This window comes from Microbacterium sp. TPD7012, from assembly GCF_003075395.1.
Classification (GTDB): domain Bacteria; phylum Actinomycetota; class Actinomycetes; order Actinomycetales; family Microbacteriaceae; genus Microbacterium.
Genome location: NZ_QDFV01000001.1, coordinates 409407 through 429167, shown reverse-complemented (window position 1 = coordinate 429167; position 19761 = coordinate 409407). Strand labels below are relative to the sequence as shown.

Below are 19761 nucleotides of genomic sequence, written 5' to 3'. Positions count from 1 at the left end.
TCCATCGTCGCGACCGTCAAGCTCCAGCCCGATGATTCATACTCGATCGGTGTGAGAGGACCCATTGCGCCTAAAGACAGCGATCCGCACTACCTCGCTGGGCTCTCAGACGGCCCCTGAGTTCGATTCCGTCGCGCGGGAGCGCTGGTAGGCCAGCGCATCGGCGAGCATCTGATGATGGAGCGGATGCAATAAGCACAACATCAGTGCTGGCGCGAGCGTCGGCCGAGCGGTCGGGCTACCGCTTACGGTTCTTGACAGCGAACTAGTCAAGGGTGGCCGCAGGCAGCTAAGTCGTAGCCACTCAGCCGACGGTAATAAGCACCGGTAGTGGTGCGTCTTGCCAGTGTCAGCCCCTTCGGCCATGCTGAACACATGAGTGACGCGGGGAACACGGCCGAGGATTCCGTTAACGGATCAGGCGGCGGCACACGGACGCGGCGTGCTCGCACCTTCCCCGCGATGTCATTCAAGGAGGCGCTCGTCCTTGGCGAGGCAATTCAGACACACGGTGCAGGCAAGCCGATTCGGCGGCTCACGCTGCTCGAAGCGCTCGGAAGGTCACCTGGTAGTGACGCAGTCCGGAAGCTGATCACGAGCAGCAATCAGTACGGCATCACCGAGGGCGCTTATAACGCTGAGGTCTTGGCACTCACTCCCGCTGGCGCCATCGCGACGGATTCGGACTGGGCCACCGCTGGGCGACTCAATGCGAGGTTCCAGCTCGCGATCGAAAGCGTCCCGCCATTCGCTGCAATTTACGAGCGCTACAAGAACCACCGGCTACCGAGTGTTGAGGTGTTGCGTGACGCCGCTACCGAGGCCGGGGCACACCAGGACCACGCCGCTGAATGTGTTGAGACGTTCCTTGCCAATGCTCGCGAAGTCGGACTGATACGCAACATTGCTGGTTCGGAGCACATCGTGCCCATCGAGGCTGTTCTGGAGCAGCTTCCGGACGATGTAGAGCAGCACAGCGAGAATGAGTACTCCGAACTGACGGAGGACGCGCAAGCGGAAATCGACGCACGGTTTGCGCCACCACCCCCGAAAGTGCGGACGGCTCAGAAAGTTGGCAAGAAGGGTGAGCGCCCTGGGGCACTCAACAAGACATGCTTCGTCGTTTCACCGATCGGCTCAGCGGACTCAGTCGAGCGGAAGCATGCTGACCTGGTGCTCTCGTCGTTGATCGAACCTGCACTAGAAGGTCTAGGGCTCGACGTCGTCAGAGCCGACCGCATCAGCAAGCCCGGCCTAATCACTGGTCAAGTGATTGAGCACATCGCACAAGCGGCGCTCGTGATTGCGGACCTAAGCTTCTCGAACCCGAACGTGTACTACGAGCTTGCACTACGTCATGCAGCGCGCAAGCCAGTCGTTCAGATAATTCGAACAGGCGACAAACTTCCATTCGATGTAGGCCAGTATCGCACCGTTGAGATCGACATGAGTGACATTTATGTGCTAGTTCCGAAGCTCGACCTCCACCGTCAGGAGATCACGCGTCAGGCTCGGGCCGCAATGGCAGACGGTGGAAACACAGAGAGCCCGTTGTCCCAGTTCTACCCGGCGTTCTGGGACCATATCGACCATCCCGACGCCTAGGCACCGGGGCCCACGATAGTCCACGCTATCGCTCGAACTCCGTAAGTCCAGCGGAACTCAGGCGGCGATCGAGCTCCCAGGTTTCTTGGTTGTCTTCTCGATTGCTTCACTCGTCCCGAACGTTCGCGGCTCGCCGGCCTCTCAGCCCCTCGTGCAGAGCTTTCGTCAGCGCGCGGGGCCGGTGCCGCGAGTGAAGACCGTGCGCAGCCGGTAGCGCTCGCCCACGTAGCGGATGGTCGACAGTGCGACGACGCGGCCGTCGAGGCCGTGCGCGACCTGACGCATCACGAGCAGGGGGCTGCCGACCGGGACACCGAGAGCCTCGGCGGCCTGAGCATCGGCTTCTCGTGCCTCGACGGTGCTGTCGGCGCGCTGGGGTCCGGCGCCGGACTCGTCGAGCAGGTCGTACAGCGAGTCGACGGCGAAGTCGGTCTTCGAGACATCGGGCAGCAGAGCCGCGGGCACGACGGAGGCGTCGAGGGCGATCGGCACGGCGTCGAGCAGACGGATGCGGTCGAGGCGGAAGATCGGCGTTCCCGGCGCGACTCCGATGGCCTCGGCCTCGTCGAGGCTCGCATGCCCGGTCTCGGCGCGGAGCACGATCGACGTCGACTCGAGGCCCATCCGCCGTGCGGTCTCGCTGAAGGACTCGAGGCTGTTCGGCCATTCCTTGGCGACGGGCGCCGAAGCCACGTACCAGCCGCGGCCGTGCGAAGAGCTCAGCACGCCCTCGTCGACCAGCTGCAGCAGGGCCTTGCGCAGGGTCACCCGACTGATGCCCAGCTGGGTGCAGAGTTCGCGCTCAGGAGGCAGCCGCGATCCTTCCGCGAGTCGGCCGGACGAGATCTCGACCTTGATGAGATTCACGGCCTGGATCCACAGCGGCTCAGGATAGTCCGCGCGGATCGGCGATTCACTGATGCTCGTCATCCCTGCCCCCTCGGAGGTGTCGTTCCACTCAGCACGGTACAGTTCCGAGCCGTACAGTGCGCCTGTGCACCATACCAGTAACGACCATTCTAAGTCCTCAGCGTTACCGTCAGAGAGGCGGCGCGCCTGCGCCCCATTGCGGATGCAGGGCGTCCACGGGGTCGAAGTCGCTGGCCACCGCGATCGGCCCGCCCGCGTCGATGGACTCCTCGATGGCCAGCAGCGCGTCGAGCACGTGGAACGCCAGGGCCCCGCTCGCGCGCGGATCCCGCCCGGCGCGGATCGCCTCCGCCATCTCGACGACGCCGATGCCGCGCGCCCGGTCGGCACCCGAGGGCACGAGCTCGACCGACTCCGGCCGCGGCTGCCCCGCCGGCACGAGAACGCTCGGCCCGTCGAACCCGCTCACCGGCACGGTCAGAGTTCCGCCGGAGCCGGTGACCTCGAACAGCTGCCGCCGCACGGGCGAATCGAAGCTGTAGATCGAGGTGCCGACCACGCCCGACCGGAATCGGGTGAGCACGCTCACGTGCGTCCAGACCTCGACCGGGATGCGGTTGCCCGCGCGTTCGCCGTACGGCACGGTGCGCACGTCGAAAGCCCGGTGGCCCATCGCCTGCACGGTATCGATCGGACCGAACAGCAGCGCGAGCGTCGTGAGGTAGTACGGGCCGATGTCGAACAGGGGGCCTGCTCCCCGCGCGAACAGGAAGTCCGGGCGCGGATGCCACGCGTCGGGACCCGGCCCCTGCATGAGAGTGAGCACGGTCTGGGGTGTGCCGATCCGGCCCTCGGCGATCAGCTGCTGCGAGTGCTGGATGCCGCGTCCGAGCACGGTGTCCGGCGCATTGCCGACGCGCACCCCCGCCGCCGCTGCGGCATCGAGCACGGTCCGGGCGGAGGCGCGATCGAGCGTGAGCGGCTTCTCGCCCCACACGTGCTTGCCCGCCGCGATCGCCGCGAGGGCGACCTGCGCGTGCACCGCGGGGATGGTCAGGTTCACGACGAGCTCGAGTTCCGGCAGGGCGAGGAGTCCGGCGGTGCTGCCGGAGAAGGGCACACTGTACTTCGCCGCCTGCGCGGCAGCGCGCTCCTCGTCGAGATCGGCGACCCCGATCACCTCGACGCCGGGAGCGGCGGTGAGGGTGGTGAGGTATTCGTCCGAGATGTTGCCCGCCCCGATGACGCCGACGCGGACCGGCCTGCCGGTCACGCGAGCGCCCCCTGGAAGACGCGGGTGTTGCGCTCCACCGCGGGGAGCGGGTCGCCGTCGACGACGACCTCGACCACCACGAGCTCGACGCTGCGCGCGGCGAGGACCGTGACCTCGCTCATCCGTCCCACGACCGGGACGCCGAGCGTGGGCGGGTCGTCGGGCTCCGGCTCCTCGTCGTTCACATGCACGAACCGGATGCGGGAGGCCAGGCGGGGAAGCAGCTCGAACACATCGGCTCCACCGACGCTCGCCCAGTAGGTGTCGACCTGGAGGACGACGCGCTCGTCGAGCAGCTCCACGAGGATCTCCCACGCGGCCCGTCCGTCGATCAGCGTAGAGAACTCGAAGTCGTGGTTGTGGTACCCGACGCGCCGCCCTTCGGCCGCGGCACTCTCGGCAGCGGCGTTGATCCGCGCGGCGAGCGATTCGACGCCCGCCCGGTCCGCGAACAGCGCAGGATCGACCCAGGGCACGATCAGCGTCTCGACGCCCACGGTCTTCGCCGCGGCGAGCGCCTCGTCGATCGGTACATCGAGCAGCTTCACGTGCGCGGTCGGCGCCTCGAGACCCGCGGCGGCGAGGTCGCGCGCCAAGTTCTCCGGGTCGCTGAGGATGTCGTAGGGTTCGACCCGCCTGTAGCCGAGCTCCGCGAGCCGCCGCAGGGTCGCGGGCCGCTTCTGCCCGAGCTCCGTGCGGACGCTGTACAGCTGGATCGAGAGCATCGTGTCTGTCATGTCATCCGTTCCGGATCAGGCGGTCGAACGCGGCTGAGAGGTCGTCGTCGAAGGCCCGCCGCGCGGCATCCGCCTCATGCCAGGCGACGATGCGGCGAGCGCCTTCCGAGAACGAGACCTGCGGGTGGTACCCGGGCACGAGGCGCCGCAACTTGGTGGTGTCGAAGAGGATCGAGTGCCGGAAGTCCTCCTGGAGCACCTCTGCCCAGCCGGGGATCTCCCGGCCGATCGATTCGCTGGAGAAGTGCGCGAGCCGCGGATCGCGGACACCGGCGGCCCGGGCGAGCGCTGTGTGGATCTGGTCCCAGGTGAGGACGTCGCCGCTCACCAGGTTCACGCTCTCCCCGATCGCATGATCGTTGCCGAGCAGCGGTACGAGTGCGCGCGCGACGTCGCTCGAGTGCGTGAGCGTCCAGAGCGAGGTGCCGTCGCCGTGCACGACCGACGCCTCGCCCCGCCGCATCCGCTCGATCGCCGTCCAGCTGACCGGGAAGATCATGGTCGTCTCGTCGTAGGTGTGCATGGGCCGCACGATCGTCAACGGCAGACCGCGCTCGCGGTGGGCGTCTTCGAGGGCGAGCTCTGAGGCCAGCTTGTCGCGGGCGTATCCGAAGACCGGATGCCGGCGCGGGCTGGATTCCGTGATCGGCAGCTGGGGCACCGGGCGTCCGAAGACGGAGCAGGTGCTGACGAACACGTACTGGCCGGTGCGGCCGGCGAAACGGTCGACGTCGGGCAGCACGTCCGCCGGCGCGAAGCCGACCCAGTTCACGACGACGTCGTACTCGGCGTCGCCGAGCGCATCGTCGAGTGCCGCCGCATCACGAACGTCGGCGCGGATGCCGCGCACCTCCGGGGGCAGCGCGCGCCGGTGCTCGCCGCGGGTCACGACCGCGAGATCGATCCCCTGCTGCACCGCCTCGCGCGCGACCGCGGAGCCGATCATGCCGGCGCCGCCAAGGAACAGCACACGCAGGGCGCTCATCGGGCACCCGCCGTCACGCCGTGCCCGGTGAGGTAGCGATACGACTCGGCCAGGGCGTCGAACGGGTCGAGGTCGAGCTTCTCCAGCTCGACGATGTGCCACTCGAGCGTCGACGGCTCGCGCAGCGCGCCCAGCACGTCGACCGTTCCCTGCCCGATCGGCACGAGCGTGTCGCCGCCGTAGGTCAGGGCCGGGCCGTCCTTGACGTGCACGTATCTCAATCGGGGGCCGATCGACCGCACGACCTCCGCCGGCGACGCCCCGCCGACCGCCGCCCAGTACATGTCGAACTCGACCCGGGCGTCGGGATGCAGGTGTTCGAGCAGCAGGTCGTAGGCGCTCCGGCCGTCGATCACGTTCCGGAACTCGGCGTGATGATTGTGATACGCGACGGTCATGCCGTAGGCCCTCGCCGACTCGACGCCGCCGTTGACGCGTTCGAGGCCCCGCTCGATGAGGTCGAGGCTGTCGAACTCCTCGGCCTCCATGCTCCAGGCGAGGTTGGGGGCACCCAGCTCGGCGTACTCGTCGAGGATGCGCGGGGCTTCCGGCCCGAAGGGGAACGGCGCGTGCGAGCTCACGACGGCGAGACCCGTGCGATCCAGCATCCGCTTCACGTCTGCGGCCGAGCGACCATGCAGGCCGTAGGTCTCGACGCCCTGATAGCCGAGGGCGGCGATGCGCTCGAGCACGCCCTCGAAGTCGTCGTCGAGCAGTGCGTCGACGGTGTACAGCATGACGGCGGCGCCGGGCAGTGCGGCGCTCATGCGCGTCCCGCCCAGCGGATCGCCTGAGTGACGAGCCGGCGGAACGGCGGCTCACCCCACGCGCGCATGTCGTGCCCGAGGGCGAGATAGACCACGCGCCCTTCGCCGACCTCCCGCACGTACAGGACGGGGATCCGCACCCCGTCCTCCCTGGTGCGCTCGGCGAGCACGAGATGATCCTCATCGGCGAACGCGAACTCGTAGTACTCGTCGAAGAGCTCGAAGTCCTCGACGCCGTCCGTGATCGGATGCTGCGCCACGATCTCGATCCGATGCCGGCCCTCGTGGTGTCCGGGGCCGTGCGACAGGTAGTGGTTGCCGAGCAGCTCGAAGAACGCCCGATCGGCACCCTGCGGGTCGCTCATCACGTTCGACATGTGCAGAGCGACGAGTCCCTTGCCCGCCGCGACCGCCGCGGCGAGCGCGGCCTGCTGCGCGCCGGGGAACGAGGCGCCGGAGTCGTAGAGCACGTAGACGTCGGCATCCGCCGTCTCGGGCCGAGCGTTCGCGAAACGCTGCATGCCGACAGCCGGTGCCGTGGCGAACCCGGCTCCGGCACCGATGCGGGTGAGGACGTCGGCAGCGCCCAGGAGGTCGTGGTGGGTGTCGTCGCCGCCGACGACGACGAGGGCGCGGGTGGACATGGGTTCTCCTCGGGTTGGTGAGTGGGCCGTTCGACGGGCTCAGGAACCGTGCGGTCCTGAGCCCGTCGAAGGTCTACTCGGTCACTTGGGCTGGAGCTCCAGCGCGACGACCGGGTTGACGAAAGCGCCCCAGTACGGGTCGTTCTCCTCGGGCCAGCCGGTGGCTTTCTTCTCGCTCCACCCGGCGTAGGCCTGGTAGTACGAGAGGACGAGCCATGGCATCTCCTCGATGAACTGCTCCTCCAGACCCGTGACGGCGGCGGTGCGCTCGTCGTCGGTGGTCGCGGCGAAGTAGTCGGCGAAGTACTGCGCGATCTCCGGGTCCTCGGTGCGCTGGATGTTCTGGTACGTCGGGATGGCCTCGCCGATCGGCAGCGAGTAGGCGGGGTTCATCCACGAGTCGTACAGGTTCACCGCGAGGATCTGCGTCGCGATCGGGTAGCCGATCGTGGCCTGGAACTCGCCCTTGCTGGTGATGCCGTTGATCGCCTCGACGGCGACGCCGTTGACGTCGACCTTGAAGCCGGCCTCCTTGAGGTTCGACTGGATGATCTGGGCGGCCGCGACCTGCTCGGTGAACGCCTGCGGGATCGTGATCTCGAAGGCCAGCTGCTGGCCGTCGCGCTCGTAGTACCCGTCGGAGCCCATCGTGAAGCCGAGCCCCTCGAGGATCTTCTTCGCACCGTCGACGTCGTACTCGTACACCTCGTCCTCGAGGCCGGGCGCGATGGCATCCTCGAACACGGGCAGCGGGAGGCCGCCCTTCCAGGTCGCCGCCGGTCGGTTGGCGACGTCGGCCACCTGCTGGCGGTCGATCGCAAGGCTGGCGGCCTCGCGGATCTCGCGCTCGTTGAACGGGAAGCTCTGGTTGTTCGTGATGAGACCGTCGGCGCCGACGACCGACCACAGGATGTGGAAGTCGTCGCTGCGGGAGAGGAACGTCTCCTCGACGTTCGCCATGTAGCAGCTGCACCAGTCGACGTCGCCCTGCACCATGGCCTGCGAGACCGCCGTGTTGTCCTTGTACGGGACGAAGCGCAGGCCGTCGATCGCGGGCTTGCCCTTCTGCCAGTAGTCGGGGTTCTTCGTGAGCGTGTAGCTCTCGGGCGTGAACGTGTCGAGCATGAACGGACCCGTGCCGACCGGCTTGTCGTCGGCGTACCCGGCGACGTCGTCGACCTCGCCGTACACGTGCTCGGGCACGATGCTCAGGTAGATGATCTTGTCGAAGAAGTTCGCCGACGGGGTGGCGAACGTCAGCACGACGGAGTGCTCATCGGGCGCGGTGATCGTGTCGAACTGGATGCCGGTGAGGTTCAGCTCCGGGTGGTCCTTGATGAGCTGGTAGCTGTAGACCACATCCTCACTCGTGAAGTCCTCGCCGTCTGTCCATTTCACGCCGTCGCGGAGCTGGAGCGAGAGCTCGGTGCCCTCGGTGTTCCACTCCCACTCGGTCGCCAGCCACGGCTTGAAGTCACCGGCCTTGGTGGTGTTGACCTGCACGAGGGGCTCGTAGATCATGCCCTCGGAACCGAGCTGGTACGCGGTGGTGGGCAGGTAGGGGTTGAAGACCTGCTGCACGGAGGCGGACGAGCGGCCGACCGTGAGGATCGTGTCGCCTCCCCCGGAGTTCGATGCGCCGCTGGGGGCGCAGGCGGCGAGGCCGGTGATGAGGGCGGCGACCGCCAGGGTGGCGATGGCCGCTCGTTTCGACGTGCGCATGGGCATGCCGACTTCCTTTCATTGAGACTGCGAGGACACTGCGGGGGACATGAAGGAACTGCGGAGGTGCTCGTCAGAGCACGCCTGTGCCCTCCTTCCCCTCGATGCGGTTCTCGGTGAGGAGCCGGGCGACGCTCTCGTCGTCGTCCCACTCCCGGGCCCAGTGGATGCCGTCCGCGGCATCCGCCACCGTCGGGTCGGTCTCGCTCACGAGTACCTCCGGGTGGCGAAGTCGCCGGTCGACGTCGACGACGAACGGCTCCGAGCGCGGGTCGGGCGCGGCTCGGACCAGGAGCTGCGTGTACGGGTGGATCGGCGCCGCGATCACGTCGCCGCTCGGCCCGCGCTCGACGACGCGCCCGTTGCGCATGACGACGATCTGACCGGAGAAGTGCCGCGCCGTCGCGAGGTCGTGCGTGATGTAGAGGACCGCGAGGTTGCGCTCGAGCTTGAGGGCGTCGAGCAGTTCGAGGATCTCCATCCGGATCGACACGTCGAGCATCGAGACCGGCTCGTCGGCGATGAGCACCTCGGGGCGGGGCGCGAGCGCCCTGGCGATGGCCACGCGCTGACGCTGACCGCCCGAGAGCTCGTGCGGGAACTTGTCGAGGTACTCCGACGACAGGTTCACGGAGTCGAGGAGCCGCTCGAGCTCGGTCTGCTCCTCCTTCGCGCCGCGCACGATGCGGTGCACCCGCAGCGGGCGGCGCAGGTGGTGCCGCACGGTGCGCAGCGGGTTGAGTGAGGCGAACGGATCCTGGAACACCATCTGCACACGGGAGCGATAGGCGCGGACGCCCTGCTGCCCGCGCGGGACGACCTCGTCGTCGAGCCGGAGCTCTCCCGACGAGGGGTCGGTGATGCGCAGGATCATCTTCGCCATGGTCGACTTGCCGCTTCCGGACTCGCCGACCAGCGCCACGGTCTCGCCAGGACGAACGGTGAGCGATACCCCGTCCACCGCGCGCAGCGTGCTGCCGCGACGACCGAGGTGGTAGTCCTTGGTGAGGTTCACCGCATGCAGGGTGGTCATCGTGCTCCCACTTCCTCGGAGGCGGTCTCGCCGTCCTCCGCGATGTAACGACCGCCTCCCGACAGCGGCGCGTCGCCGCGGAGGCTGGGGAACGACCGCAGCAGGTGTCGGGTGTAGTCGTGCTCGGCGTTCGCGAGCAGCTCCTCGGGAGTGTTCTCCTCGACCAGGCGCCCCTTGCGCATCACGCCGACGCGGTCGCTGATCTCGAGCAGCAGGCCCAGGTCGTGCGTGATGAACAGCACCGCGAAGCCGAAGTCGTGGCGCAGGCGCGCGATCTCGTCGATGATGCTGCGCTGCACGATCACGTCGAGCGCCGTCGTGGGCTCGTCCATGATGATGACGCGCGGCTTGAGTGAGAGTGCCATCGCGATCATCACGCGCTGCCGCATGCCGCCGCTGAGCTGATGCGGATAGCTGGCGAGCCGGATCGGGTCGATGCCGACCGTGCGCAGCAGATCGCCCGCGCGCCGGCGGCGCTCCTCCCGGCTCAGGCCCAGATCGTGGTCGATGAAGATGTCCTCCATCTGGTCGCCGACCGAGATGACCGGGTTGAGCGCGTTCATCGCGGACTGCAGCACCATCGCGATCTCGGACCACCGGAACGCCTTCAGCTCCCGGTCGTCGAGACCGAGCACGTCGATCTGCTCGCCGTCGCGGCCGGTGTACATGATCTCGCCGCCCGCGATGACGGCCGGCGGGCGCAGCAGACGTGTCACGGCGTAGGCGAGGGTCGTCTTGCCCGATCCCGACTCGCCCGCGAGACCGACGATCTCGCCGCGGTGCAGGGTCAGGCTGACGTCGTCGACGGCACGGAAGGCCCCGTCGCGCGTCTGGTACTCGACCGACAGATGGGAGATCTGCAGCACGGCCTCGCCCGCGACGAAGGCGGTGTCCTCGTCGAGGTCGCGACGCGGCTTGCGGAGGTTCAGCAGCGGCTGACGGGGACGCTTGAACTGCGTCTTGGTTCCGGCCTTCGTGCCGAGGCCCGCCGCCCGCAGACGCGGGTTGACGAACTCATCGATGCCGAAGTTCACCAGGGCGAGAGCGGTTCCGACGACGGCGATCGCGAGCCCCGGGGGCACGAACCACCACCACGCGCCGAACAGGAGCGCCGAGCTGTTCTGCGCCCAGTAGAGGATGCCGCCCCACGACCATTCGGTCACGTCCGTCATGCCGAGGAAGGCGAGACCCGCCTGGGTCAGGATGCCGCCGGTCACGGTCGCGAGGAACGACGACGCCACGATCGCGAGCATGTTCGGAAGGATCTCGCTCCAGATGATGCGGAAGGTGCGGTCGCCGGCGACGCGCGCGGCCTCGACGAAGTCACGGTTGCGGAGCGACAGCGTCTGCGCCCGCAGCACGCGGGCACCCCAGGCCCAGCCGGTGATCGAGATCACGATGATGATGCCGATCGAGCCCGTGCTCGGCAGATATCCGGCGAGGATGACCACCAGCGGCAGGCCCGGGATCACGAGGAAGATGTTCGAGAGCACCGAGAGCAGCTCGTCGCCGAGCCCGCCCACGTACCCCGCTGTGAGGCCGACGATGAGCGACAGCGCCGTGGCGAAGAAGGCGGAGACCACACCGACGAACATCGAGATGCGGGTGCCGTAGACCATCTGCGCGAACAGATCCTGACCGGTGTGCGTCGTGCCGAGCCAGTGCTCGGGCGACGGCGGCAGCAGCACCTCGGTGCTGACGGCGCTCGGGTCGGTCGTGACGACCATCGGCCCGAAGATCGCGACGAGCACGAAAAGCAGGAAGACGGTGCCGCCGACGATGATCTTGGCGGAGCGGAGTCCGTGCAGCCAGTCGAGGTTGCGCCCCTTCTTGGGAGCGGGCTGAGGCGCGGCGAGGGTGGCGGTGAGCGGGGTCGTCATCGGCGGGCCTCCTGACGGGTGCGGGGATCGAGCATCACGTAGGCGAAGTCCGCGACGAGGTTCGCCACCAGCACGGTGATGGTGATCACGAGGAAGATGCCCTGCATCAGCGGGTAGTCCTGCTGCTGGACCGCCTGGAACAGCGTGTAGCCGAGTCCCGGGTAGTTGAAGACGACCTCGGTGACGATCGATCCGCCGACGAGGAAGCCGAGCGACATCGCGAAGCTCGCGAGCGAGGGCAGCACCGCGTTGCGTCCGGCGTAGGTGCTCATCACCCGCCGGGTCTTGAGCCCCTTGGCCTGCGCGAGGAGCACGTAGTCCTCGCTGAGGGTGGTGACCATCATGTTGCGCATCCCGAGGAGCCAGCCGCCGATCGACGACACGATGATCGTGATCGCCGGCAGCATCCCGTAGGAGATGACGCTCCCGATGAACTCCAGGTTGAACCCCGGCATCAGCCCCGGCTCATATCCGCCCGACAGCGGGAACCATCGCAGCAGCACGGCGAAGACGTAGACCATGATCAGCCCGAACCAGAAGTAGGGGATCGACGAGATGAAGGTGGTGGCCGGCACGAGACCGTCCATCCACGAGCCGCGGCGCCAGCCGACGAGCATGCCGAGCCCGACGCCGATCACGAAGCTCAGCACGGTGCAGATGCCGATGAGCGACAGCGTCCAGGGCAGCCCCTGCAGGATCATCGTCGACACGGGCGCGGGGTACGCGCTGATCGACACCCCGAGGTTGCCGGTGAAGATGTTGCCCCAGTACTCCCAGTACTGGTTCCACAGGTTGGCGTCCCCCTGGCCGAACAGCTGCCGGAGCGCGTACACCGCCTCGGGGCTCAGCTTTCCCTGGAACCGCGTGAGCATCCGCTCGATCGGGTCACCCGGCATCATTCGGGGGAGGAAGAAGTTGATCGTGATCGCCGCGAAGGCGGTGATCAGATAGAACAGTCCTCGCCGCAGGAGCACTCTCATGCCACGGCCTCTCTCATCGCTTCCATCTCTCTCACGTCAGTAGGTCGAAACGATCTCGCCGGCGGGCGTCCAGAGCCCCTGATCGAGCCCGCGCTGGAGCGGGTTGTCGAACACGTCCAGCGGCAGCCGCACGGTGCCGCGGCGCACGCTCGACTCGTAGGCGGCGAAGATGATCTCCGCAGCAGCGAGTCCGTGGTGGGCGTGCAGCACGGGCTCTTCGCCCGTCGTCAGACAGCGGGCGAGGTCGGCGAGAGCGAGGGCGGTCTGCTCGATGATCGTGGCGTCGACGCCGCCGAGCTCGATCGCGAAGGCGGGGTCGACGGATTCCGCGATCTCGCGGGGCTCGCGGCCGTCGGCGTGCACGAGCGCGCGCCCGCCGAAGATGTCGACGCGTCCCCGCGTGCCCTGCAGCACGATCCCGTTGTCGCCGAGCGCGTGCAGGCGCTCATCGCGTCCGGTCGCGATGATCGCATCGGTGCCGCTGTCGAAGCGCACCTTGACGATGCCGGCCGTCTCGGTCAGCGCCCCGTAGACGCGCTTGCGGGCGGCGACGTCGATCTGCGCGAGCACCGAGACCGCCCGCGGGTCCCCGAGGTGCAGCCGGATCAGGTCGAGCGTGTGGGATCCCCAGTCGAAGAGGTTCGCGCAGTAGCCCTGCGCGCCGGTGAGCGCTCCGATCACGCCGTCCTGCACGAGTTCCCGCACCTCGCGGTGCATGCGGTCGAAGCGTCGCTGGTGATTGACGGTCAGGGCGACGCCCGCGTCCGCGGTCGCCGCGACCAGATGGCGTGCGTCGCCGTACGTGAGGGCCATCGGCTTCTCGCAGTGGATCGCGCGCACCCCGTGCGCGATCGCGGCGTCGACGACGGCGCGGTGCACGGCAGCCGGCGCGCAGATGCTCAGCAGGTCCACGCGGTGGTCGGCCAGCAGGGCTTCGAGATCGGTGTACGCCCGGGCGTCGTGGCGGGCCGCGAGAGACGCGGCGGCATCCGGATCGACGTCGCTGATCGCGACGATGCGCATCCCGGGGATGCGGGAGAGGCCGAAGGCGTGAACTGCTCCCTGCGCACCCGCGCCGAGAACGGCAGCGGTGAGGGCCGCCGTCATCGCGGCCCGTCCGTCAGGGGGAACTGGTACACTATGGCCTCTCCTTCGAGCGTTTGTAGTAGTCCATTGAAATACCACTGAGGGCCAAGCTAATACGCTTCTATGATGAGTGCAACCACTTGCTGTCCAATTGAGACAAGCCGGTGAGTGGTCCGCAGTCACCCGCCGGAGGAGAATTCCATGCTCATCAGCCAGGTAGTCGGTCCGCGCCGGTCCGAGATCGTCGAGGCGCCCGATCCGATCCCGACGCCCTCCCAGGTGGTGATCGACGTGCTGACATGCGGCGTCTGCACGTCCGATCGCACGCCATGGCGCGAGCACGGAACGCCGGAGAAGCCGGTACGGCTCGGCCACGAGACCGTCGGCCGGATCAGCGCGGTCGGCGACCCCGCCGGACGCTGGCAGGTGGGCGAGGTCGTGACCGGTCTCGGCGGCGACGGCTTCGCCACCCGGGTCGCGCTCGACGCCGATTCGATCCTGCGCGTGCCGGCGGGGTTCGCGCCGCAGCATGTGATCGGAGAGCCACTCGCCGACCTCGAGGAGGCGCTGTCCCGCAGCCGCATCCGTCCGGGTGATCGCGTCGCGGTCGTGGGGCTCGGCTTCATGGGCCTCGGCCTCGTCCAGCTGGCCGCGACCCGCCTGCCGGGACTGCTGGTGGCCGTCGACCCGAATCCGGCCGCGCGCGCACGCGCCCTGGCGCTCGGCGCGCATGAGGCTTATCACCCCGATGACCTGCCGGGTGAGTTCGTCTCATCATCCGGCCGACGCGAGCAGCGCATGGACGTCGTCGTCGAGGCCACGGGGGTGACCGCCGCGCTGCGGACCACGTCCTCGCTCGTGCGCCCGTACGGCACCGTGTGCATCGTCGGGTACCACCACGCCGGCGACGCGCCGATGGACATGGAGCTCTGGTACAAGGGCGCGACGATCGTGAACGGCTTCTCCCCCGAGCGCCCGCGCACGGTCCGTGCGATGCGCGAGGGCCTCGCGATGATCGCCGACGGCCGCTTCAGCTACCTGCCGCTCATCACCCACACCTTCGCCCTCGAAGACGTGGATCGGGCGTATGAGCTGATGGAGGAGCGTCCTGCCGACTTCGTGAAGGGCGTCGTCGTATTTAGTTAGAGGTCTTTTACATACCAGTATTGACCACTTAGAGTCCGAGACACTACCATTCAGGGAATCGCCGGTATCCGACCGGCCGACAAGGAGGTCTCTCGTGCAGAAGCGCGTGTCCATCCCCCTGGCCGGAGCCAGTGCCGTCGTGCTCGCCGTGAGCCTCGGGGCCTGCGCGAGCAGCCAGCCCGCCAGCGACCCGAACCAGATCGTCGTCCAGACGAACTGGACGGCGAGCCAGGCGCAGAACAAGCCGCTGTTCGCCGCCTTCGAGGCGTTCACCGAGGAGACCGGCATCGAGGTCAAGGTGCTCGAATCCGGCGACAACCTGAACCAGGTCTACGAGACCTCGCTTCTCGCCGGCGAAGAGGCCGACGTGCTGCTGGTCGGGCTCCTCGAGAAGCAGCTCGACTGGGCGATCAACGGCGCCGTGGTGCCCGTGAACGACTACATCGAGGAATGGGGCATCGCCGACCGGATCCCCGAGGACGCGCTCGTGGACTGGACGGATGCCGAGGACAACGTCCGCGCCTTCCCGTACTCCGGGTTCACGTGGCCGTGGTGGTACAACACCGACCTGCTGACTCAGGCCGGTGTCGAAAGCGTCCCCACCACGACCGACGAGCTCATCGACGCGACGAAGAAGCTGCGCGCCGCCGGCATCGCCCCGGTCGCGCTGGGCGGTATCGACTGGTCAGGGCAGAAGATCTTCCTGCAGTTCCTCGAGATGTACATGTCGACCGACGAGGCCAAGCAGGTCTACGCGGAGGGCGGCACGTGTGACAACCCCGAGGCCATGAAGGGCATCGAACTGCTCGTCGAGCTCCGCGACGCAGGCGTCTTCGTCGACGGCGTCGAGGGATACACGGCAGACCAGGCGCAGGCCGCGTACATGGACGGACAGGCCGCCATCGCCCCGATCGGGTCGTGGGCGTATCCGTCCCCCTCGGACGAGCTCGCCGCTGCCACGGTGCTCGGCGGACTCCCGGTCGCCGACGGCGCGCCGTTCGACAAGCCCCTCGCCTACCGCGGCTCGACGTCCGCCGGGTGGTGGATCAGCCCCAACGGCGAGGAGAAGATCGACGCGGTCGAGCAGCTCATCACCTACATGTACGGCAACGACGTGCTCAAGGGCATCCTCGACGAGGGCGGCGTGATCCCGGTCGCCGACTTCGGCGGCGACACGTCCGGCGTCACCTCTCCGCTGCTCGCCCAGTCGCTGACCGAGCTGCCCGAGGCCGTGGACTTCCCCGTGATGCCCGACATCTACGTGCCGGCCGACGTCTCCAACCCCATGTACCGCGCGACCTCGGTCGCCTTCACCCCCGGCACGGATGCCGCGACGATCTGCCAGACCGTCGACGACATCTACGCCGCCGCGAAGTAAGACCGCCGGGGCGGTCCGGCGCATCCGCCGGACCGCCCTCCCGACTGCTGGAGCATCCATGACCGCCCTGTCCCCCGACGTCGTCGCGCTTCGGCGCCGCAGATCCCGCCGACGGAGCGAGATGCTGCAGCTGTCGGCAACGCTCCCCGCGCTGCTGTGGTTCCTCGTCTTCACGATCGGACCCCTCGTCAGTCTCTTCTACTTCTCCACCGTCAACTGGCGAGGGCTCATCGCCCCGCGCACCCCCGCCGGATTCGAGAACTTCGTCCGCCTGGCCGGCGACCCGGTCGTGTGGCTGGCGACCGGCAACACGATCCTCCAGCTCGTCGTCACCCTGCCGATCGTGGTCGTGGGTGCGTTCATGATCGCGTACTACCTGAACCTGAAGCCCCGCGGCCACCGGTTCGTCCGCGCCCTCATGTTCACGCCCGTGCTGCTCTCGGCATCCGCCCTCGCCATGGTGTTCATCGGCGTCTTCGCGCCGAAGGGCATGATCAACGGCTTCCTCGAGATCCTCGGTCTCGAGCAGTTCGCCCGCCCGTGGCTCGCGAACGGCGACTCCGCGATGCTGTCGATCATCATCGTCACCATCTGGTGCAGCATGTCGGTGTCCGCGATCATGCTCGCCGCGCGACTCAACTCCATCGACGCCTCGGTCTTCGAAGCGGCCGAGATCGACGGGTGCGGCCACTTCCGCCGCATGTGGAGCATCGCCTGGCCGATGTGCCGGGAGTTCGTCGGCGTCGTCACGATGCTGCAGTTCCTCTGGACACTGTTCTCCTCCGCCGCCGTCGTGCTGCTGCTCACCAAGGGCGGCCCCGGCAACGCCACCGCCACCCTGTCGTTCCTCGTCTACGACTTCGCCTTCAATCAGTCGAAGGTCGGATACAGCCAGGCCGTCGCCGTGGTGCTGTTCGTCGTCGGCGTCGTCGGCATCCTCGTGATCCGCCGCGCGTTCCGGCAGAAGTACTGAAGGGATCCGACGCCATGACCACCACACTCGAAGCCCCCGCTCCCTCCCGCACCACGGCATCCGCCCCTCGCTCCACCCCGCGTCGTCGCACGCGCGGCGGCGCTCTGGCCCGCACCGGTCCCTCGAAGTACTTCGCGCACGCCGGCGTCTGGCTGTACGTGATCCTGCTCGCCGCTCCGCTCTACTACCTGCTGATCTCGGCGTTCAAGCGCAACACCGACATCTTCAACCAGCCGTTCTCGCCTTTCACCCCGCTGACGCTCGACAACTTCGGGCTGGCGTTCTCGCAGGCGTCGCTCGGCACGGCCCTGCTGAACTCGGCGTACATCACGATCGGTGCGGAGGTCCTGACGCTCGCCCTCGCAGTGCCGGCGGCGTTCGCGCTGGCGCGCGCGAAGGGTTCGCTCGGACGGATGGTGGAGCGGATCTTCGCGCTCGGATTCCTCATCCCCGGTTTCGCGGCGCTCGTGCCGACCGTGCTGCTGTCGATCGCGATGCATCTGTTCCACACCCGCGAGTTCCTCATCCTCTTCCTCCCCGCGTCGGCGATGCCGTTGACGGTGATCCTGCTGACGCAGGCGATGCGCGCGGTGCCCGCCGAGCTCGAGGAGTCGGCCGTGCTCGACGGCGCCGGCCCCCTGCGGGTGCTGTGGTCGGTCTACGTTCCGCTCGCCGTGCCGACTCTCACCGTCGTCGCGATCCTCAACTTCCTCTCCTTCTGGAACGAGTACTTCTTCTCGCTCGTGATCATCGGGCCGGAGGCGACGCTGCGCACCGCGCAGGTGGCGCTGCCCACACTCTCGATCGCGAACGCCGCGCAGTACGGTGTTCTTGCCGCCGGCATCCTCATCACTCTGATCCCCGCCTACCTCGTCTACGCGGTGTTCGCCGAGAAGATGGAGAACGCGGTCCTCGCCGGAGCACTCAAGGGCTGACATGCGCATCCTCATCGATCACCTCGGCTACGACACCGGGGCACCCAAGTCCGCACTCATCGAGCTCGCCGAGCTCGGGTCGACGCCGCACGTGGAGCTGCTGTCCCTCGACGACGGCTCCCGCATCCGGCTGGAGGCGACACCGGTGGCGGCGGTGGACGCCTGGCGGACGGGCGCATACTCGCGCGTGGACTTCGACGCCGTCGATTCACCCGGACGCTACGTCCTCGCGGCGGCGGTCGATGACGAGGCCGTCTCGTCGGAGCCGTTCACGATCGGCGAGGAGCGGCTCGCCGCCGGCACGCTCTCCGACATCCTCTTCGCCTTCAAGGCAGGCCGCTCCAGCGGTGAGATCGAACAGAAGGATGCCGCCGCCCTGCGGTACGGCGACGACTCCGGCTACACGGTGGATGCCCGCGGCGGGTGGCTCGACGCAAGCGGCGACACGAGCAAGTTCCTCAGCCACCTGACGTACTCGCCGACCATGAGCCCGCAGCAGATCCCCCTGTGCACGTGGGCGTTCCTCGAGGCGCGCGACCAGCTGGCGACACGGCATCCGCGGTTCCATCGGGCACTCGGAGCGCGGCTGCGTGACGAGGCCCTGTTCGGCGCCGACTTCCTGGTGCGCTTCCGCACCCCGGAAGGCGCGTTCTACAGCGGCATCTTCGACGCCCTGACCAAGCAGCTCGACGAGCGGGTGATCAACGCGCCGCTGCCGGAATGCGTGCGCACCGACCGGTACCGGGCGTCGTACCGCGGCGGCGGCGGGCTCGCGATCGCCGCGCTGGCGCGGGCGTCGCGGGAGAGCGCGCACGGCGACTTCACGTCTGCGGAGTACCTGGCCGCTGCCGTCGGGGCCTTCGACGACCTCGAGATGCACAACGACGACTACCTGTTCGGGCTCGATCTCGAGACCGGGGAGCTGACCGAGAGTGCGGAGTCGATCGTCGACGACCACTGCGCGCTGCTCGCGGCATCCGAGCTCGTGGCGGCTGTCGGACCCGATGAGCGCACGCGATTCGCCGCCGCGGCGGACCGCCGCGCCCTCTCGCTGATCGAGCGCTATCGCGCCGGAGCCGACGGCGCGGCCGGATGGTTCGAGGCCTGGCACGACGGACGCCCGTACTTCTCGGCGGTCGAGGCCGGACTCCCGGCGATCGCCCTGCTCCGCTACGCGGCGCTCGTGCCGGCCGGCGCCCACGTCGGGCGGGCGCGCGCCCTCGCCGTGCAGCTCGCGAAGGATCTGTTGGATCGGACGGACGCCGTCGCCAATCCGTTCGGCTACCCCCGGCAGCGCGTGCAGCCGCGCGGTGGTGTGCCGAAGGACGCGTTCTTCTTCCCTCACGACAACGACACCGGCTACTGGTGGCAGGGCGAGAACGCGAACCTCGCCTCGCTCTCGTTCGCAGCCGCGATCGTCGCAGATCTCCCGGAGTGCGATGCCGATCTTGCGGCGCGGCTGCGTCGCTTCGCCGCCGATCAGGTGCACTGGGTGCTCGGCCGGAACCCCTTCGACGCCTGCATGCTCCAGGGGCGCGGCCGGAACAACGTCGAGTACACCCCGGACTTCCCGAACCTGCCCGGCGGCATCGTGAACGGCATCACCAGCCACCCCGACGACGAGCAGGGCATCGCCTTCCTGACATCGGACACCGCCGAGGGCCCCGACTCCTGGCGATGGGCGGAGCAGTGGATCCCGCACTCGGCCTGGTTCCTGCTCGCCGTCAGCGCCGGGTGAGCAGGGGAT

17 protein-coding genes are annotated in these 19761 nt (G+C 68.2%); 6 read left to right on the top strand and 11 right to left on the bottom strand.

Translation table 11 applies throughout. The features are described from left to right. Positions 1-375: 375 nt before the first annotated feature. Entirely contained in the window at positions 376-1605 is a 1230-nt protein-coding gene (locus DC434_RS02065; RefSeq protein ID WP_133192763.1) for a hypothetical protein, read from the top strand. Positions 1606-1770: 165 nt separating this feature from the next. Here DC434_RS02065 and DC434_RS02060 read toward each other — a convergent pair whose 3' ends face one another. The 11 genes from DC434_RS02060 to DC434_RS02010 all read right to left on the bottom strand — a co-directional run bounded on the left by DC434_RS02060 (position 1771) and on the right by DC434_RS02010 (position 13603). Continuing rightward, the gene (locus tag DC434_RS02060; RefSeq protein ID WP_116633600.1) at positions 1771-2535 is read right to left on the bottom strand and encodes a GntR family transcriptional regulator; all 765 of its coding nucleotides are present in this window, start codon (positions 2533-2535) and stop codon (positions 1771-1773) included. Between the two features lie 109 nt (positions 2536-2644). Beyond that, positions 2645-3748, bottom strand: a complete 1104-nt coding sequence (locus DC434_RS02055; protein ID WP_116633599.1) for a Gfo/Idh/MocA family oxidoreductase — start codon at positions 3746-3748, stop codon at positions 2645-2647. Continuing rightward, positions 3745-4485, bottom strand: a complete 741-nt coding sequence (locus DC434_RS02050) for a TIM barrel protein (protein ID WP_243408758.1) — start codon at positions 4483-4485, stop codon at positions 3745-3747. Before DC434_RS02050 ends, DC434_RS02055 begins: the two co-directional genes overlap by 4 nt. A gap of 1 nt (position 4486) precedes the next feature. Next, positions 4487-5470 carry an NAD-dependent epimerase/dehydratase family protein gene (locus DC434_RS02045; RefSeq protein ID WP_116633598.1) on the bottom strand — a complete coding sequence of 328 codons (984 nt, stop codon included), beginning with the start codon at positions 5468-5470 and terminating at the stop codon, positions 4487-4489. Beyond that, positions 5467-6237 (bottom strand): sugar phosphate isomerase/epimerase, encoded by a 771-nt coding sequence (locus DC434_RS02040; RefSeq protein ID WP_243408757.1) that lies wholly within the window; start codon positions 6235-6237, stop codon positions 5467-5469. The genes DC434_RS02045 and DC434_RS02040 overlap by 4 nt, the downstream gene beginning before the upstream one ends. Then, entirely contained in the window at positions 6234-6881 is a 648-nt protein-coding gene (locus tag DC434_RS02035) for a ThuA domain-containing protein (protein ID WP_116633597.1), read from the bottom strand. Before DC434_RS02035 ends, DC434_RS02040 begins: the two co-directional genes overlap by 4 nt. An 81-nt stretch (positions 6882-6962) precedes the next feature. Continuing rightward, positions 6963-8609, bottom strand: a complete 1647-nt coding sequence (locus DC434_RS02030) for an ABC transporter substrate-binding protein (protein ID WP_116633596.1) — start codon at positions 8607-8609, stop codon at positions 6963-6965. A gap of 67 nt (positions 8610-8676) precedes the next feature. Then, the gene (locus tag DC434_RS02025) at positions 8677-9636 is read right to left on the bottom strand and encodes an ATP-binding cassette domain-containing protein (protein WP_116633595.1); all 960 of its coding nucleotides are present in this window, start codon (positions 9634-9636) and stop codon (positions 8677-8679) included. Next, positions 9633-11516 (bottom strand): dipeptide/oligopeptide/nickel ABC transporter permease/ATP-binding protein, encoded by a 1884-nt coding sequence (locus DC434_RS02020; protein WP_116633594.1) that lies wholly within the window; start codon positions 11514-11516, stop codon positions 9633-9635. The genes DC434_RS02025 and DC434_RS02020 overlap by 4 nt, the downstream gene beginning before the upstream one ends. Beyond that, a complete protein-coding gene (locus DC434_RS02015) occupies positions 11513-12496 on the bottom strand; it encodes an ABC transporter permease (RefSeq protein ID WP_116633593.1) in 984 nt (327 codons plus the stop codon). Before DC434_RS02015 ends, DC434_RS02020 begins: the two co-directional genes overlap by 4 nt. Before the next feature lie 36 nt (positions 12497-12532). After that, entirely contained in the window at positions 12533-13603 is a 1071-nt protein-coding gene (locus DC434_RS02010) for a Gfo/Idh/MocA family oxidoreductase (protein WP_116633592.1), read from the bottom strand. A gap of 180 nt (positions 13604-13783) precedes the next feature. Between DC434_RS02010 and DC434_RS02005 the strand changes: the two genes are divergently transcribed. From DC434_RS02005 to DC434_RS01985, 5 genes are all read left to right on the top strand, one after another. Then, positions 13784-14728, top strand: coding sequence for a zinc-binding dehydrogenase (locus DC434_RS02005; RefSeq protein ID WP_116633591.1), 945 nt, complete (start codon positions 13784-13786; stop codon positions 14726-14728). 94 nt (positions 14729-14822) lie between these two features. Further along, positions 14823-16106, top strand: a complete 1284-nt coding sequence (locus DC434_RS02000; protein WP_165807971.1) for an ABC transporter substrate-binding protein — start codon at positions 14823-14825, stop codon at positions 16104-16106. 58 nt (positions 16107-16164) lie between these two features. Next, positions 16165-17079, top strand: a complete 915-nt coding sequence (locus DC434_RS01995) for a sugar ABC transporter permease (protein ID WP_165807970.1) — start codon at positions 16165-16167, stop codon at positions 17077-17079. A gap of 14 nt (positions 17080-17093) precedes the next feature. Then, entirely contained in the window at positions 17094-18014 is a 921-nt protein-coding gene (locus DC434_RS01990) for a carbohydrate ABC transporter permease (protein WP_116633588.1), read from the top strand. 1 nt (position 18015) lies between these two features. After that, positions 18016-19752, top strand: coding sequence for a glycoside hydrolase family 9 protein (locus DC434_RS01985; protein WP_116633587.1), 1737 nt, complete (start codon positions 18016-18018; stop codon positions 19750-19752). The last annotated feature ends 9 nt before the right edge of the window (positions 19753-19761 follow it).

Coding starts and splice junctions, on each gene's coding strand:
- DC434_RS02065 (WP_133192763.1), top strand. CDS start 376: ATGAGTGACGCGGGGAACACGGCCGAGGATTCCGTTAACGGATCAGGC.
- DC434_RS02060 (WP_116633600.1), bottom strand. CDS start 2,535: ATGACGAGCATCAGTGAATCGCCGATCCGCGCGGACTATCCTGAGCCG.
- DC434_RS02050 (WP_243408758.1), bottom strand. CDS start 4,485: ATGACAGACACGATGCTCTCGATCCAGCTGTACAGCGTCCGCACGGAG.
- DC434_RS02045 (WP_116633598.1), bottom strand. CDS start 5,470: ATGAGCGCCCTGCGTGTGCTGTTCCTTGGCGGCGCCGGCATGATCGGC.
- DC434_RS02040 (WP_243408757.1), bottom strand. CDS start 6,237: ATGAGCGCCGCACTGCCCGGCGCCGCCGTCATGCTGTACACCGTCGAC.
- DC434_RS02035 (WP_116633597.1), bottom strand. CDS start 6,881: ATGTCCACCCGCGCCCTCGTCGTCGTCGGCGGCGACGACACCCACCAC.
- DC434_RS02030 (WP_116633596.1), bottom strand. CDS start 8,609: ATGCCCATGCGCACGTCGAAACGAGCGGCCATCGCCACCCTGGCGGTC.
- DC434_RS02025 (WP_116633595.1), bottom strand. CDS start 9,636: ATGACCACCCTGCATGCGGTGAACCTCACCAAGGACTACCACCTCGGT.
- DC434_RS02020 (WP_116633594.1), bottom strand. CDS start 11,516: ATGACGACCCCGCTCACCGCCACCCTCGCCGCGCCTCAGCCCGCTCCC.
- DC434_RS02015 (WP_116633593.1), bottom strand. CDS start 12,496: ATGAGAGTGCTCCTGCGGCGAGGACTGTTCTATCTGATCACCGCCTTC.
- DC434_RS02010 (WP_116633592.1), bottom strand. CDS start 13,603: ATGACGGCGGCCCTCACCGCTGCCGTTCTCGGCGCGGGTGCGCAGGGA.
- DC434_RS02005 (WP_116633591.1), top strand. CDS start 13,784: ATGCTCATCAGCCAGGTAGTCGGTCCGCGCCGGTCCGAGATCGTCGAG.
- DC434_RS01995 (WP_165807970.1), top strand. CDS start 16,165: ATGACCGCCCTGTCCCCCGACGTCGTCGCGCTTCGGCGCCGCAGATCC.
- DC434_RS01990 (WP_116633588.1), top strand. CDS start 17,094: ATGACCACCACACTCGAAGCCCCCGCTCCCTCCCGCACCACGGCATCC.
- DC434_RS01985 (WP_116633587.1), top strand. CDS start 18,016: ATGCGCATCCTCATCGATCACCTCGGCTACGACACCGGGGCACCCAAG.